Consider the following 13,509-nt stretch of genomic DNA (forward strand, 5'->3'; position numbering starts at 1 on the left):
TCTTCGCGTCCAAGGGCAGGGTGTTCAGCGTTCTCTGTTCGGGCACCGACGGTTGCGCACGCATGCGAAGGTCCCGCCCATGAGAAGCACCGCCACCGCCCCGGCGGAGACGTACGGACCGGTGAGCGGGGTTTCGATCTCGGGGATCTGTTCACTGGCGGACGGCTGCTTCTCATCGACGGGCGCGTCAGGTGCGGCGGACTGATCGTTCCGATCGCTCACATGCTCAACGGGCCTGCTTTCGCCGACCGTTGACTCGCTACCGCTGTTGCTTTTGCTGTCGCTGTCCGGATCGAATGACGGGTCTGCAGGCCCGTTCGAGCGCAGGGCCTCGCGCGCCCAGGCGATGGCTGCCGGGTTGAAGGGGAACTCCTCGTGCGGGTCCCCCTTGCTGCCGGGGATGCCCGGCACGTCCGCGACGGTGAGCTGCTCCCTCGGACCGTTCAGATAGGCACTGGTGTAGGGCTGCACAGTGTCGTCGTCGGGGGTGGCGAGCATGGTGTAGGAGACGCCCGGCATCAGATCGCCCCCGGCGTTGAGCTTCCGCAGGAAGCCCGACTTCGGGAGCATCTGGTCGACGGCGTCGTAGATCCATGAACCCCACCACGCCCGGGTGACCTCCGTGCCCCGGTTGGGGACCACGAGGCCGACCATCCTGTCGACCGAAGCGGCCCCGTTGAGGTTCTTGAGGTAGTAGCGGGAGACGAGCCCGCCCTGGCTGAAGCCGACCAGGTCGACCTTGCCGGAACCGCTCGCGGCCTTCACCCCGTTGACGAACGTGTTGAGCTGCCCCGCCGACTTCGTGATGTCGCCGGTCGCAGGGGTGCCGAAGAAGTTCTTGCCGTACTCGAGGGCATAGACGCAATACCCGTCACTCTTGAGCCCGCGCGCCATTGCGCTCCAGCGGTCCTCCGCCAACTGCCCGCTCTTGAAACCGAACGTGCCGTGCACCAGCACCACCGGATTCCGTCCGCCGGACGGAACGCACGACCAGTCGTTGATGTCGCGGCTGACATTGGGCAGTGCCAGTTCCTTCGCACGGTCGACGGCCGGCTTCTGGTCCGCTGTGGCCGGGCCGGCCGGCAGCAGGGTCATCGCCGCGGCGGCGAGGCCGGTCACGGTCACTGCGGCGGCCCGGCGCAGGCGGGCCCTGTGCCGGGGGAACGTGGATGCGGCGTGCGAGGTGGACATGGCATCTCGATTCGCGGAAGTGCAGACGGTCCACGGGGGCGCAGGCCCCCGCACCAGGACCGTAGGCAGGGCGACGCCTCGTCCCCCGGTGCCGGGAGTGGACAAACCCCGCTGGATTCCGACGTCTTGAGATGCCGATGGATACATCACACCATCCCTTCTTCCGGCGCGGCCGCGCCGGGCCGGGACCGCATGCCCGGCCGAACGCCGCGTGCTCGTCTTACGGTGGTCTGGTGCCGCACGAAAGACATCCCCGCTGGTCACCGCGGACGGCCGATGCGGTCCTGGTCGGCGCCGTCGTGACCGTGAGCGTGCTGAACAGCTGGGTCAAGGGCAGCAACGGCCTGCTCGGCCACGCTCCCGTGTCCGTCATCGCGACGGTGTCGGCGGCGGTCGGCACCCTGCTCTGGTGGCGGCGGCGCCGGCCGGGCCCGGTGGCCGTGGCGATCATGGCCGGCTTCGTGATCGCCTTCACCCCCACGCCGCTGGCCGTGGCGATGTACACCGTCGGCACCGCCTACCGCCGGGTACGCACCCTGGTCCTGTACGCCCTGGCGGCGAGCGCCACGGCCTTTCTGGGCATGCTCACCGGCCGGCCGCCCAGCAGCCTGCGGGAGACCCTGTACGTCCTGTCCCTGGTCCTCGGGATGCTGGTCCTGGGTCAGACCGTCGCCGTCCGGCGCGACCTCGCGGCAGCGGCCCAGGCGAAGGCCGAAGGACTCGAACGCGAGCAGCACCTGCTGGTGGAGCGCGCGCAGGTGGACGAGCGCGCCCGCATCGCCCGCGAGATGCACGACATCGTGGCCCACCGGATCAGCAACATCGTGCTCTCGGCCGGTGCCCTCAAGGTCGGACCGGCCGCCCGCTCGTCGCCCGAGGTCGCCCGCGCCGCCGAGGAGGTGCGCGACGAGGGCCACCACGCGCTGGAGGAGCTGCGCGACATCCTCGGCATCCTCACCCCGGAACGAGACGGCCGGCGCGCCCCCCGCGCCCCCGCCCCCGACGCCTCGCAGCTGGGCCGGCTCGTCGAGCGCGCCGCCTCCCGCGGCCTGGACGCCCGGCTCGAGGTGAACGGGCACCCGGAGACCCTGCCCGCCCCCGTCCAGCGCGCGATCTACCGCATCGCCCAGGAATCCCTCACCAACGCTGCCAAACACGCCCCCGGAGCCGCGGTCGCCCTCACCGTCGGCTGCCGCCTCGACGGCGTCCACGTGACGGTCGTCAACGGCCCGCCCACCCGGGCGGCCACCCCCGACACGCCCCCCAGCGGCGGCAACGGCCTCATCGGCCTGGAGGAACGCACCGCCCTGCTCGGCGGCACCTTCACCGCCGGCCCCCACGGCAACGGCTTCAAGGTCGAGGCCCACATCCCGCCACACGCGTGAAACCCCCGTGCGTTCGATCGAGCGCCGGGCGAGCCGTAGCGTAGGCCGTGGGACGCAGCTCCGCAGGGCGGGACCGGCCGTGCGACGACAGACGGAGACTCGGCAATGAACACCGCGAGGGTGATCCAGATCCTGGTGGCCGACGACAGCGAGATCGTGCGCCGCGGGCTGAGCGACGTGCTCGAGACCAGCGGGCACCTGCACGTGGTGGCCCAGGCCTGGGACGGGCACAGCGCCGTGGAGGCCGCCCGCCGCTTCTCGCCCGACGTCGCGCTGGTCGACATCCGCATGCCGGGAATGGACGGGCTCAAGGCCACGCGCGAACTGCGGGCGCTGCCGCATCCGCCGCGCGTGGTCATCCTCACCACCTTCGGCGAGGACGAGTACGTGGACGAGGCCGTGCGCGCAGGCGCCAGCGGCTTCCTCCTCAAGGACACCCAGCCCGAGGACCTGATCCGGGCGGTCCGCGACGTCGCCGCGGGCAGAGCGACGCTGGACCCGGCCGTCACCGGCAGGGTCCTGGACACCCTCGCCCACCAGGCGCCCCGGCTGGATCCCCGGGAGGAGAAGGCGCTGGCCTCGCTGACCGAGCGGGAACTGGAGGTCCTGTGCCTGGTGGGACGCGGCCTGTCGAACGCCGACATCGGCAGGCTGCTCCACATCACCGAAGGCACGGTGAAAGGACAGGTGAGCCGCCTGCTGATGAAGCTGGGAGCCGAGAACCGGGTCCAGGCCGCGCGGCTGGCCTACCGCGCCGGGCTCGAACGCTGAACGCGCCGCTCCGCGGCATCCCCTGCGGGCGGCTCAGGCTCCCCGGCTCCGGCGGCGCAGGACCCGCAGGGCTCCCGGGCCGGCGATCCCCGCCTCGTAGGCGATGATCGCCGCCTGGGTGCGGCTGCCGAGCCCGAGCTTGGCGAGGATGCGCGAGACGCACGTCTTCACGCTGGGCCCCGACAGCTGCAGCGTGCAGGCGATCTGCGCGTTCGTCATGCCCTCGCCCACCAGCGCGAGGACCCGCCGCTCGCTCTCGCTCAGCAGCGCCAACTTCTCGCCGGCCCCGTTGATCCGGATCGGCGTGCGCTCGGCCGCCCTGCGCACCAGGCTCGCAAGCACCGCGGGAGAGAGCACCCGGCCGCCCACGGCGACCGTCTGCAGCGCCGCGGACAACTCGTCGGGACTCAGGTCCTTCAGCAGGAATCCGCAGGCCCCTGCGCGCAGCGCCGCCGGCACCCGGTCGTCGGCGCCGGAGACGCCGAGCAGCACGACGCCGGGCGGACGGGGCAGCCGGTTCAGCCGGCGGGTGGCCTCGACGCCGTCGGTCCGCGGCACGTCGAGATCCATCAGCACCACGTCGGGGCGGTGCTCCGCCACCTGTGCCAGAGCCTCGGCGCCGTCGCCCGCCTCGCCGACGACCTCGAACCCGTCGGAGGAGCAGATCAGCATCGCCAGCCCCCTGCGGACGACGGCCCGGCCGTCGACGATCACCACACGGACGGTCATGGTTCCCGCCTCGCTCCCGCATCCCCGCCCGTGACCGGCGACGGGTCGGGGGCCGGGAGCTCCGCCAGCAGCCGGAAGCCGCCGTCCGGCAGCGGCCCGACGCTCAGGAGCCCACCGGCCTGCTCGACCCGCTCCAGCAGCCCGGCCAGCCCCATCCGCCCGGAGTTGCACAGCGGATCAGCGCCGGCGGACGGACCGTTGCGCACCTCCAGGGAGACCAGACCGGCGGAGAAGGTCAGATCCGCCCGGACCGGCGCGCCCGGCGCGTGCTTGGCCGCATTCGTGAACGCCTCCCGGCACAGGCGGTACAGCAACTGCTCGGTGGCGGGCGGCAGCGGACGGACGGCGCCGTGCTGCCGGTACTCGGCGGCCATGCCGACCGCCGCCATGTTGCGGACGAGACCGGCGAGGAACTCGGCACAACTCGTCGGCCCGGTCAGGGCGATGCTCCGCCCGTCGGTGTCCCGCCGCGCATCCGTGATCTGCCGCAGCTCGCCCAGCACCCGCTGTGCCGAACCCTTCACGGCGGCCGCGGCCTCGCGGGCCTCCGGCGGCAGGCCCGGCATCCGCTCCAGCGTCCCGGCCCGCAGCACCAGGAAAGTGGCTTCGTGGCCCACGTGATCGTGGATGTCGAAGGCCAGCCGGGTGCGCTCCTCCAGCAGCGCGAAGCGGGTCGCGCTCCGCACGGCGTCCTCGGCCCGCACCAGCTGCTCACACAGCAGCTCGCGCAGCTGCCGCTGGTGGCGGACGAGCCCGCCGAGCACCGCGGGAAGGACGATCTCGACGCCGACGGCGTAGGAGAGCTGCCGGTGATCGGCACCGGCCATGCCGATGAGGTGCCGGGTGGTCACGTAGTCGAAGGCGATCACGGCGACGAGCAGATGACGCCACCGCCCGCCGTAGCAGGCGACGGCGTACGCGGCGGCGATCAGCGGGGTGCGCTCGTCGGAGGCGAAGCTCGCGGCCAGCCCGGCGAGCAGGCAGAGCCCGGGAAGCCGGCGGCGCAGCACCAGGGTCGCGGAGGCGCCGACGGCGACCGCCGCGGCGAGCGGGTAGCTGCGCACCAGACCGGTGCCGCTCACCGCCGCCGCGCGCAGCTGCACACAGGCCGCGATCGCGACGAGCAGCGCGATGCCGACGTCGCACAGCAGGCGCCTGCCCTCCGCGCCGGGCAGGGGAAGGGGCCGGCGCGGGCGGATGAAGATGAAGTGGTCTGCGAACATGGGGAATACGCTTCTCTGAACCGGGGTCCGGTGGTCGCTCCCCCCGTTTCCGCTCTCCAGCCAACCACCCCGCCGCGCCGCGGAGCACTGCTGAACGTCGTCCTCTTGCCACGACGAAAGTCAGGGGCCGTCCAGTCGAAGTGCACTGCGTGATCGCGACCCGAAGGGCGCGCGGGGCTGATCCGTGTGCGGCTCCGCCGCGTGGGCACGACCAGCCACGATGCGCCCGCAGCAGCACATCAGGGCGTGCCGCTGCGCCGCCTTCACACCATGGCTCCCTGGCGAAGCAGCTCCACGCGCACCGCACGAACGTCATGCTCCGTGCCCTGCGCGTGGAGGGCGGCGGCCACCCCCGCGGCATGGCCGGTGGCGAAGGCCGTGCCCATGACCCGCAGGGACGCGAAGGCGTCGTCGTCGGAGCCGGTGAGCCGGCCGGCGGCCCACAGATTGTCCGTGTCCGCCGAGCAGATCGCACCGTAGGGGATGTCGTACCAGCCCTTGCCCTCGATGGGGACGTACCGGGTGACGCCGGGGCCCGCGTGGTCCTCAACGGGCCAGCCGCAGCGGGCCACGGACTCGCCGGGCCGCTTGCGGGCGGTGAGGACGTCGCTGCCGCGCACATCCTCGCGGGCGCGCAGCCGACGCGACTCGCGGATGCCCAACTGGGGGCCGGTGACCAGGAGATGGGCGTGCTGCCAGCCGGGCAGGTGCGCGCGGAAGGCGGCGAGGTAGTCCGCGGCCTGGCGGCGGGCGTTGACCTCGGCGGCGGTGAGCGCGGCCGCATCGAGGGTGTCGACGTGCTCGTCGGCCAGGAGGGCGATGACCTCGCCGGTGACCGGGAGGCGGGCCAGGACACCCTGTTCGCGCAGCAGGGGCCGGGACGAGCACCGGTTGTGGGCGGTGACGGCGGCCCGTACGCCTTCGCGGGAGAGGTCCGCGCCGGGGGCCACCCCGCCGTAGCGGGAGACGAGGGTGCTGGTCTGCCGGTCGGCGAGCGGAGCCACCCGCACGCCCGCGCCGGACAGGGCGCACAGCACTCCGTCGCCGCTGGCGTCGACGAAGGCCCGTGCCCGGATGCGGTGCCGCCCGCCGGGGCCGCCGACCTCGATCTCGCGCAGGCGCCCGCACTCCCGCCGGGCTCCGACAAGGGCGCTGTGCAGGCGGACGTCCACGCCGGCGGCGGCCGTCTCCTCGTCCAGAACGGCCTTCGTGGTCTCCACGTCCAGCAGGATGAACCGGTTGCCGCTCCAGGAGAACGAGCCCTCCTGGTACACCCCGCGCTGCCGCAGCCGGCGCAGGACGCTCCCGCCGACCCCGCCGACGACGAGGCGGCGCTTCTGGTCGAAGAAGCCGCAGTAGATCGATACCGAGGAGACCGTGGCGGTGCCGCCCAGGAACGCGTACTTCTCGATCAGCCGGGTGCGGCAGCCGGCGCGCGCCGCGCCCACGGCGGCGGCGACGCCCGCCGAACCGCCGCCCACCACCACGACGTCGAATTCCTCGTCGGGACTCAGCATTCGGCCAGCCTAAGCAGAATCCAGCCATCGGCTCATCGGGCAAAAGGACCGGATCGCACCAGCCGTTCGGCCAGATTTTTCCGGCCCGCATCACCCGACTGTCCGCCTTCGGCTCCCATCGAGCTCTCCTTTGCCGACTGCTCCCTCTCCTGCGCGGTGGGGAAGACTCAGAACCGAGACGTGAGATGTGAGACGCGAGAGAAGAGGGTCAAGATTGTCTTCCCCGAACGAACACAGCCGCAGTACTCGCCGACGGCTCACCATGGCCGCAGGGACAGCCGCCCTCGCGGTCGCGTCCGTCATCGCCGCGTCCCCCGCCAACGCTGCCGTCACGTCCCCGAGCACGCAGGTCTCCACGTCCACCGGCAGGCATGCGGACCGGCACGCCGAAGCAGCCGTCCTGCAGCTCGCGCGGCTGGCCGCCGAGCGTGTCATGACCGCCGACCTGGTCGCCGCATCCAAGTGGATTTCCGGAGCACCCATCAACGACCCTGCGAGAGAAGAGCAGGTCCTGCGGGACATGGATGCCAAGGCCCAGGAACTGGGCATCGACCGCCCCACGGTGCAGCGGGTCTTCAAGGACCAGATGGAAGCGAACAAGCTGGTCCAGTACGCACTTCACGACCAGTGGCGGGACAACCCCGAGGACGCCCCCACCACCGCACCGGACCTGAGCGAAATCCGTGACCGGATCAACCGCATCAACGGCGAGCTGCTGACGGCCATCGGCGAGGCCGCACCCGTCCTTCCCGCTCCTCAGTGCCGTGCCGTCCGCGATCGTGCAGCCGGCACCGTGACCGAAGAGGAACATCTCAACCCCCTTCACGCCCAGGGGCTGCGGCGCGCCCTTGCAGGACTGTGCACCGTACCCCCGCCCGGCCCCGGGAACGCATGAAGCGCCCACGCATCTCTGTGCGCCCCCTGAACTCCCCCTGGGCGCACGGGCGGAACAGGCTTACCACCGGCACCTCGGGCGCCCGCCCGTTCGCCCTGTGCACACGGGTGACCGCGAATACACACTGAGAGCCGTAGGCCAGCGGTTCGCGTCAACAGGCGTGTGTGCACGGGGAGATGAGTCCGCCATGCGGATGAGCGACGACAAGGTCGCCGGACTGGTCCGGTCGCGGTGGGGGGATCTCCTGGCGGAGATCGGGGACGGGGCGGTCGAGCGGTACGCCGACGGCATCCCCGTCCCCAGGCGGGCCTTCGCCGCCGCCGGTGCCCTGGGGCTGCAGGCCTTCTCGTTGCCCTCCGCCGTGTCCGGCGAGGGCGCCGACGCCGTGACCTGGGGGCGGGCGCTGGAGGAGATCGGGTACCTGTGCGCCGACCCGGCGTTCCCGACCGTGGTCAGCATCCACACGGGCATCGCACATCTGCTGTGCGCAACGGGAAGCGAGTACCTCGTCGACGCCTACGCGGTTCCGATCAGCCGCGGCGAGTGCCTGCCCGCACTGGCCTTCTCGGAGGGCACCGACCTGCTCTCCATGCGCACGGAACTCACCGCATCCGGGCCGGACTTCCGGCTCTCCGGCAGGAAGTCCTTCATCACCGGCGGACTGCTCGCGGACGTCTTCCTCACCTATGCCGCCACCGAGCGGGGCGACTTGGCGGCGTGCCTGGTGGCGGCGGACGACGACGGCATCGAGGTGGAGCCGGCCCACGCCGCCGGCTTCCGGACGGCGGGCGCGGCGTCGGTGACGTTCAAGGACGTGCGGATCCCGGCCACCCGCGTCCTCGCCCCGGCCGACGGGCTGAGCCACGCGCAGCAGTACCTGAACGCCCGCCGCGTCGTCATCGCGTCGTTCACGACCGGCCAGATACGGAGGCTGCTGGAGAGCACAGTGGCCAGGCTCCGGGAGAGCGTCCGCTACGGGCAGACGCTCATGGACCTGCCCAATGTGCAGGCGGCCGTCGGCCGGATGTACATCGCCGTCGAGGCTTCCCGCGCGATCGTGCACCGGGCCCTGTCCCGGCTCGACGCGGGAGCCGGCGACCCCGTCTTCGACCCGGTGGTCTCCGCCGCCAAGCACCACGTCACCGAACAGGCCCTGGCCGCCCTGAACGAGGCGTTCCGGGTCCTGGGCGGGCACGCCTACTTCGGCGACCCCCGCTACGGCATGTTCCTCCGCGAGGTCCACGGGCTGCACGCGGGTGCGGGCACCCAGGACCTCCTGGAGATCAACCTCGGCATATGCGCAGCCACATATACAGCCGCATCTGCAGCAGAGAAAGGCAAGAACCCCACGTGATCGTCCGATTCAGCGGCATCATGCTGCGCCTGGTGAACTACGAACGCACCGTGCGGGTCGAGGCCGGCACCCTCGGCGCGGCCCTGGAGCAACTCGAAGGCCGGCACCCGCAGTTACGGCAGGTCCTGCGCGACGCGAACGGGCAGATCCGCCGCAGCCACCAGCTCTTCCTCAACGGCGAACGGGTCGCCGGTCCCGATCTCGGCATGCCGCTGGCGGAGGCCGACCAGGTGGAGTTCCTGACCGCCATCGCGGGAGGCTGACGTGACCGCCGCCGCCCGCGAGACCGCCTTCCGCGAACCCCTGTACCCCACCCGTTTCAGCCCGTTCCAACTGCGGCCGCGCACCCTCCTCGACCTGGCCGTCAACGGCTTCGCCCGCTGGCTCGCCGAACACCTGACACCGTTCCCGCACCTCGTGCACAAGCACCGCACCGCGGTCGTCGTCCGCACCGTCCGCCTCGACTACACCACCCCCGACCTGCGTTTCGCGGACACCCCCTGGCTCGACGTCCGGGCCCGGACGGCCACCACCGGCTCGGGCGAGTGGCTCGTGCTGAGCATGGCCTACGAGGCCGGGGGCCGCACCGCCGCCCGGGCCCGCCTCGTCCTGCGCGTGCTCTCCGTCGCCGAGCCCGAGGCCCTCTCCGCCGAGCCGGGTGCCCTCCCCCCGGGCCTCCTCGCGGAGTTCACCGAGGCCGAGCGCCTGCCGCCGGACGCGTTCCGGGAACAGGCACGCACCCGGCAGCCGTTCGGCCTGGGCGCGGAGCTCCTCGCCCCGCGGGAGTGGGAGACCGCCCTCTCCCGCAGCCAGTGCGAAGTGGCCGACCAGTGGTCGTTCATCGAGATGACCGAACTCGCGACGACCGCCCGCGAACGCCTCTTCACCACCCCCGGCCCCGCCCTGCCCGCCGGCACCGCGCTCCCCGCCGTCCGCGCACCGCTCCGCAGCGTCGTCGCGTTCTTCCAGCGCCCCATGTTCGTCTTCGACACCTGCCGCACCGTCACCCGCGCCCACCACACCCCCCGGGGCGGCCGGACCGTCTTCCGCCACGACATCGGCCACGCGGGCCCGCACCGGCCGACGGCGGCGAGTCTGCGGGTGTGGGAACTGCTCGACGCGGCGTGACGACCATCACGCCGGCAAACCGAAAAGCCCGGCTCAGACAAGTCTGAGCCGGGCCGTCCCGGAGCCGCCTTCGGGATTCGAACCCGAGACCTACGCATTACGAGTGCGTTGCTCTGGCCAACTGAGCTAAGGCGGCACGCTGTGTCAGCCAGAGGCCGTCATCAGCAACGCGCCCAAGTCTACACAGTCTCCGGGGGTGCTCCGTACACGGTGCTTCTGAGGGGGTTCCGGCTGGTCAGGCGGCTGGTCAGGAGCAGCGCCGGGAGGCGGGCGGCGGGGTGGTGGTGAGGAGGTACTCGTTCACCGCGGTGTCGATGCACGTGCTGCCGCGGGTGTAGGCGGTGTGGCCGTCGCCGTCGTAGGTCAGCAGGCGGCCCGAGGACAGCTGGGACGCCAGGGAGCGGGCCCAGGGGTAGGGGGTGGCCGGGTCGCGGGTGGTGCCGACGACCAGGATGGGAGCGGCGCCGCGGGCCGGGATGCGGTGGGGGGTGCCGGTGGCGTGGACGGGCCAGTAGGCGCAGCTCAGGGAGCCCCAGGCGAAGCTCTCGCCGAAGGCCGGGGAGGCCTTCTCGAACTCCGGGAGGGCGCGGCGGACTGCCGAGGGGCCGCGGTAGGCCGGGGGCAGGTCGAGGCAGTTCACGGCCGAGTTCGCCGCCATGAGGTTGGCGTAGTGGCCGTGCTGGTCGCGCTCGTAGTAGATGTCCGAGAGCTTGAGCAGCAGGGCCCCGTCCCCGGTCTGGGCGTCCCGCAGGGCCTTGCGCAGCACCGGCCAGGCGGCCTCGTCGTACATGGCGGCGATCACGCCCGTGGTGGCGAGGCTCTCGGTGAGCTGCCGGGAGGTGCCGGTGGCGAGGGGGTGGTGATCGAGGTCACGGAAGAAGCGTTTGAGGGTGTTGCCCGCGTCGGTGACGTTGTCGGAGCCCAGCGGGCACTCCTCGTGGGCGGCGCAGTCCTTCGCGAAGGAGGCGAAGGCGGTCTGGAAGCCGGTCGTCTGGTCGCGGTTGACCTGCTCCGCGTTGAGGGAGGGGTCGAGGGCGCCGTCGAGCACGAGCCGGCCGACGCGGGACGGGTAGAGCCCGGCGTACGTCGCGCCGAGGAAGGTGCCGTAGGAGGCGCCGACGTAGTGCACCTTCTCGTCGCCGAGGGCGGCGCGGAAGATGTCCATGTCGCGGGCGGCGTCGACGGTCGAGACGTGCGACAGGAGCCGGGCCGAGCGGCTCGCGCAGCCGTGGGCGAACTTCTTGTAGGACGCGACCAGTTGCCGGACCTCGGTGTCGCTGTCCGGGGTCTGGTCGACCTGGGCGTAGGCGTCCATCTCCGCGTCGGTCAGGCAGGAGATCGGCTCGCTGCCGGCCACGCCGCGCGGGTCCATGGCGACGATGTCGTACCGGGCGCGGACGGCGGCGGGGTAGCCGCTGCCCGCGTACTGCTGGAGGAAGCCGACGGCCGAGCCGCCGGGGCCCCCGGGGTTGACCATCAGCGAGCCGAGGCGCCCGCCGGGGCCGGTGGCCCGCTTGCGGGCCACCGCGAGGCGGACCTCGCCGCCGGAGCGCGGCCTGCCGTAGTCCAGCGGGGCCTTGAGGGTGGCGCACTCGAAGCCCGCGCCCTTGGCGCCGGTGCAGCCGTGCCAGGTGGGCTTCTGCTCGTAGAAGCGCCGCAGGGCCGCGGGCACCCGGGCGGGCAGCGGTGCCAGCAGGGGTGCGGCCGCGGGTACGTCCGAGAGGACGGGGCGCTGCCCGCCGGCGGCCGGGTCCGGCGGCAGGCCCGCGGAACGGCCGTCGCCCTCGCCCTGCGGTCTCACCGTCGCCTGGGCCGCGACGCCGGAGAGGAGCAGGGCCGCGGCCGCGAGCACGGTGCCGGAGGTGCGGAGGAGACGGCTGGTGTCCATTCGGCTGGTCCCTCTGTGTGGAGACAGGTGGGCATAAGACATACGTAGGACATGCGGACATGCGTAGAACTACGCGCGCATACGGAGCGTATCCGGACGGATACCGGAGTTGGCCAGCCTTGAAGCTCACTCGGCCTCGTACGAGTGAGGAATCACCCAACCTGCGGTGTGCCCACTCCTCCTCGTACTACTCACCCTCCCCTCGGGCACCACGGGATCAGCCGGCCCGCAGCGCCACCGTCATCGCCTCGACCGCCAGCAGCGGGGCCACGTTCCGGTCGAGCGCGCGGCGGCAGTCCAGGATCGCCTCGATCCGGCGCAACGTCGGCTCCGGACCCGAGGCGCGGGCGATCCGCTCCAGGGAATCGCGCGCGTCGGCGTTGGCGAGCTCCGTCCGCGAACCCAGCTGTATCGCAAGGACGTCGCGGTAGAAACCGGTCAGGTCGGTGAGGGCGAGGTCCAGGCTGTCGCGCTGGGTGCGCGTCGCGCGGCGCTTCTGACGGTCCTGCAGCTCCTTCATCGCGCCCGCGGTGCCGCGCGGAAGACGGCCGCCGGTGCCGGCCGCGGCGCCGAGCGCGGCGCGCAGCTCCTCGGTCTCCTTCGTGTCGACCTCCTCGGCCACCTGCTTGGCGTCCTCAGCCGCCGCGTCGATCAGCTCCTGCGCCGCTTTGAGGCAGCCGCCCATGTCGTCGACGCGGAGCGGCAGCCGGAGCACGGCCTCGCGGCGGGTGCGGGCACGCTCGTCGGTGGCCAGGCGGCGGGCCCGGCCGATGTGCCCCTGCGTGGCGCGGGCCGCCTGGGCGGCGAGCGCGGGATCGATGCCGTCACGGCGGGCCAGGACGTCGGCGACCGCCGCCACGGACGGCGTGCGCAGCGTGAGGGAGCGGCAGCGGGAGCGGATCGTCGGCAGCACGTCCTCCAGGGACGGCGCACAGAGCAGCCAGACCGTCCGCGGGGCGGGCTCCTCCACGGCCTTCAGCAGGACGTTGCCCGCGCCCTCGGTGAGCCGGTCGGCGTCCTCCAGCACGATCACCTGCCAGCGGCCGCTGGCGGGCGACAGCTGGGCGCGGCGCACGAGGTCGCGCGTCTCCTTGACGCCGATGGACAACAGGTCCGTACGGACGACCTCGACATCGGCGTGCGTCCCCACGAGGGTGGTGTGGCAGCCCTCGCAGAAGCCGCAGCCCGGCGCGCCGCCCAGCGCGCGGTCCGGGCTGACGCACTGCAGCGCGGCCGCGAACGCGCGGGCGGCGGTGGCCCGCCCGGAACCGGGCGGGCCCGTGAACAGCCACGCATGCGTCATCTTCGAGGCGGCCGGCGAGGCCGCCCTGTCCGCCGTGACCAGCGCGTCCGCATCGCGCGCGGCAGCAGCGAGCTGCTCCGTCACCCGGTCCTGGCCGACCAGGTCGTCCCACACCGCCATGGCTT

At 72.6% G+C, this 13,509-nt stretch carries 12 protein-coding genes and 1 tRNA gene; 6 read left to right on the forward strand and 7 right to left on the reverse strand.

Going from position 1 to position 13,509, the window contains the following annotated elements:
* Positions 1 to 24: 24 nt before the first annotated feature.
* The gene (locus ACLHRZ_RS23950; RefSeq protein ID WP_490420546.1) at positions 25 to 1,191 is read right to left on the reverse strand and encodes an esterase/lipase family protein; all 1,167 of its coding nucleotides are present in this window, start codon (positions 1,189 to 1,191) and stop codon (positions 25 to 27) included.
* A gap of 233 nt (positions 1,192 to 1,424) precedes the next feature.
* On the opposite strand from ACLHRZ_RS23950, the gene ACLHRZ_RS23955 reads away from it, so the two are divergent.
* Positions 1,425 to 2,576 carry a sensor histidine kinase gene (locus ACLHRZ_RS23955; RefSeq protein WP_490420547.1) on the forward strand — a complete coding sequence of 384 codons (1,152 nt, stop codon included), beginning with the start codon at positions 1,425 to 1,427 and terminating at the stop codon, positions 2,574 to 2,576.
* 105 nt (positions 2,577 to 2,681) lie between these two features.
* Positions 2,682 to 3,347 (forward strand): response regulator, encoded by a 666-nt coding sequence (locus ACLHRZ_RS23960; protein ID WP_490420548.1) that lies wholly within the window; start codon positions 2,682 to 2,684, stop codon positions 3,345 to 3,347.
* Between the two features lie 33 nt (positions 3,348 to 3,380).
* On the opposite strand, the gene ACLHRZ_RS23965 is transcribed toward ACLHRZ_RS23960, so the two are convergent.
* The 3 genes from ACLHRZ_RS23965 to ACLHRZ_RS23975 all read right to left on the reverse strand — a co-directional run bounded on the left by ACLHRZ_RS23965 (position 3,381) and on the right by ACLHRZ_RS23975 (position 6,816).
* The gene (locus ACLHRZ_RS23965) at positions 3,381 to 4,076 is read right to left on the reverse strand and encodes a response regulator (RefSeq protein WP_490420549.1); all 696 of its coding nucleotides are present in this window, start codon (positions 4,074 to 4,076) and stop codon (positions 3,381 to 3,383) included.
* Positions 4,073 to 5,299 carry a sensor histidine kinase gene (locus ACLHRZ_RS23970; protein ID WP_490420550.1) on the reverse strand — a complete coding sequence of 409 codons (1,227 nt, stop codon included), beginning with the start codon at positions 5,297 to 5,299 and terminating at the stop codon, positions 4,073 to 4,075. Before ACLHRZ_RS23970 ends, ACLHRZ_RS23965 begins: the two co-directional genes overlap by 4 nt.
* A gap of 263 nt (positions 5,300 to 5,562) precedes the next feature.
* The gene (locus tag ACLHRZ_RS23975; RefSeq protein WP_490420551.1) at positions 5,563 to 6,816 is read right to left on the reverse strand and encodes an FAD-dependent oxidoreductase; all 1,254 of its coding nucleotides are present in this window, start codon (positions 6,814 to 6,816) and stop codon (positions 5,563 to 5,565) included.
* A gap of 262 nt (positions 6,817 to 7,078) precedes the next feature.
* Here ACLHRZ_RS23975 and ACLHRZ_RS23980 point away from each other — a divergent pair, with 262 nt between their 5' ends.
* The 4 genes from ACLHRZ_RS23980 (at position 7,079) to ACLHRZ_RS23995 (ending at position 10,193) form a co-directional block, all read left to right on the forward strand.
* A complete protein-coding gene (locus ACLHRZ_RS23980; RefSeq protein ID WP_490420552.1) occupies positions 7,079 to 7,711 on the forward strand; it encodes a chorismate mutase in 633 nt (210 codons plus the stop codon).
* 193 nt (positions 7,712 to 7,904) lie between these two features.
* On the forward strand, positions 7,905 to 9,065 hold the full coding sequence (locus ACLHRZ_RS23985; protein WP_490420553.1) for an acyl-CoA dehydrogenase family protein: 1,161 nt from the start codon (positions 7,905 to 7,907) through the stop codon (positions 9,063 to 9,065).
* Positions 9,062 to 9,328, forward strand: coding sequence for a MoaD/ThiS family protein (locus tag ACLHRZ_RS23990; RefSeq protein ID WP_490420554.1), 267 nt, complete (start codon positions 9,062 to 9,064; stop codon positions 9,326 to 9,328). The genes ACLHRZ_RS23985 and ACLHRZ_RS23990 overlap by 4 nt, the downstream gene beginning before the upstream one ends.
* A 1-nt stretch (position 9,329) precedes the next feature.
* Positions 9,330 to 10,193, forward strand: coding sequence for a hypothetical protein (locus tag ACLHRZ_RS23995; RefSeq protein WP_490420555.1), 864 nt, complete (start codon positions 9,330 to 9,332; stop codon positions 10,191 to 10,193).
* Positions 10,194 to 10,255: 62 nt separating this feature from the next.
* Here ACLHRZ_RS23995 and ACLHRZ_RS24000 read toward each other — a convergent pair.
* The 3 genes from ACLHRZ_RS24000 to ACLHRZ_RS24010 all read right to left on the reverse strand — a co-directional run bounded on the left by ACLHRZ_RS24000 (position 10,256) and on the right by ACLHRZ_RS24010 (position 13,504).
* Positions 10,256 to 10,329, reverse strand: a tRNA-Thr gene (locus ACLHRZ_RS24000).
* Between the two features lie 111 nt (positions 10,330 to 10,440).
* Positions 10,441 to 12,081 carry an alpha/beta hydrolase gene (locus ACLHRZ_RS24005; RefSeq protein ID WP_490420556.1) on the reverse strand — a complete coding sequence of 547 codons (1,641 nt, stop codon included), beginning with the start codon at positions 12,079 to 12,081 and terminating at the stop codon, positions 10,441 to 10,443.
* Between the two features lie 217 nt (positions 12,082 to 12,298).
* The gene (locus ACLHRZ_RS24010) at positions 12,299 to 13,504 is read right to left on the reverse strand and encodes a DNA polymerase III subunit delta' (protein WP_490420613.1); all 1,206 of its coding nucleotides are present in this window, start codon (positions 13,502 to 13,504) and stop codon (positions 12,299 to 12,301) included.
* Positions 13,505 to 13,509: the final 5 nt, after the last annotated feature.

It is taken from the genome of Streptomyces sp. AM25 (assembly GCF_058146165.1).

Excerpts from the sequence above, each read along its gene's own strand:
- ACLHRZ_RS23950 (WP_490420546.1), bottom strand. The coding sequence starts at position 1,191 with ATGTCCACCTCGCACGCCGCATCCACGTTCCCCCGGCACAGGGCCCGC.
- ACLHRZ_RS23960 (WP_490420548.1), top strand. The coding sequence starts at position 2,682 with ATGAACACCGCGAGGGTGATCCAGATCCTGGTGGCCGACGACAGCGAG.
- ACLHRZ_RS23965 (WP_490420549.1), bottom strand. The coding sequence starts at position 4,076 with ATGACCGTCCGTGTGGTGATCGTCGACGGCCGGGCCGTCGTCCGCAGG.
- ACLHRZ_RS23970 (WP_490420550.1), bottom strand. The coding sequence starts at position 5,299 with ATGTTCGCAGACCACTTCATCTTCATCCGCCCGCGCCGGCCCCTTCCC.
- ACLHRZ_RS23975 (WP_490420551.1), bottom strand. The coding sequence starts at position 6,816 with ATGCTGAGTCCCGACGAGGAATTCGACGTCGTGGTGGTGGGCGGCGGT.
- ACLHRZ_RS23980 (WP_490420552.1), top strand. The coding sequence starts at position 7,079 with ATGGCCGCAGGGACAGCCGCCCTCGCGGTCGCGTCCGTCATCGCCGCG.
- ACLHRZ_RS23985 (WP_490420553.1), top strand. The coding sequence starts at position 7,905 with ATGAGCGACGACAAGGTCGCCGGACTGGTCCGGTCGCGGTGGGGGGAT.
- ACLHRZ_RS24005 (WP_490420556.1), bottom strand. The coding sequence starts at position 12,081 with ATGGACACCAGCCGTCTCCTCCGCACCTCCGGCACCGTGCTCGCGGCC.
- ACLHRZ_RS24010 (WP_490420613.1), bottom strand. The coding sequence starts at position 13,504 with ATGGCGGTGTGGGACGACCTGGTCGGCCAGGACCGGGTGACGGAGCAG.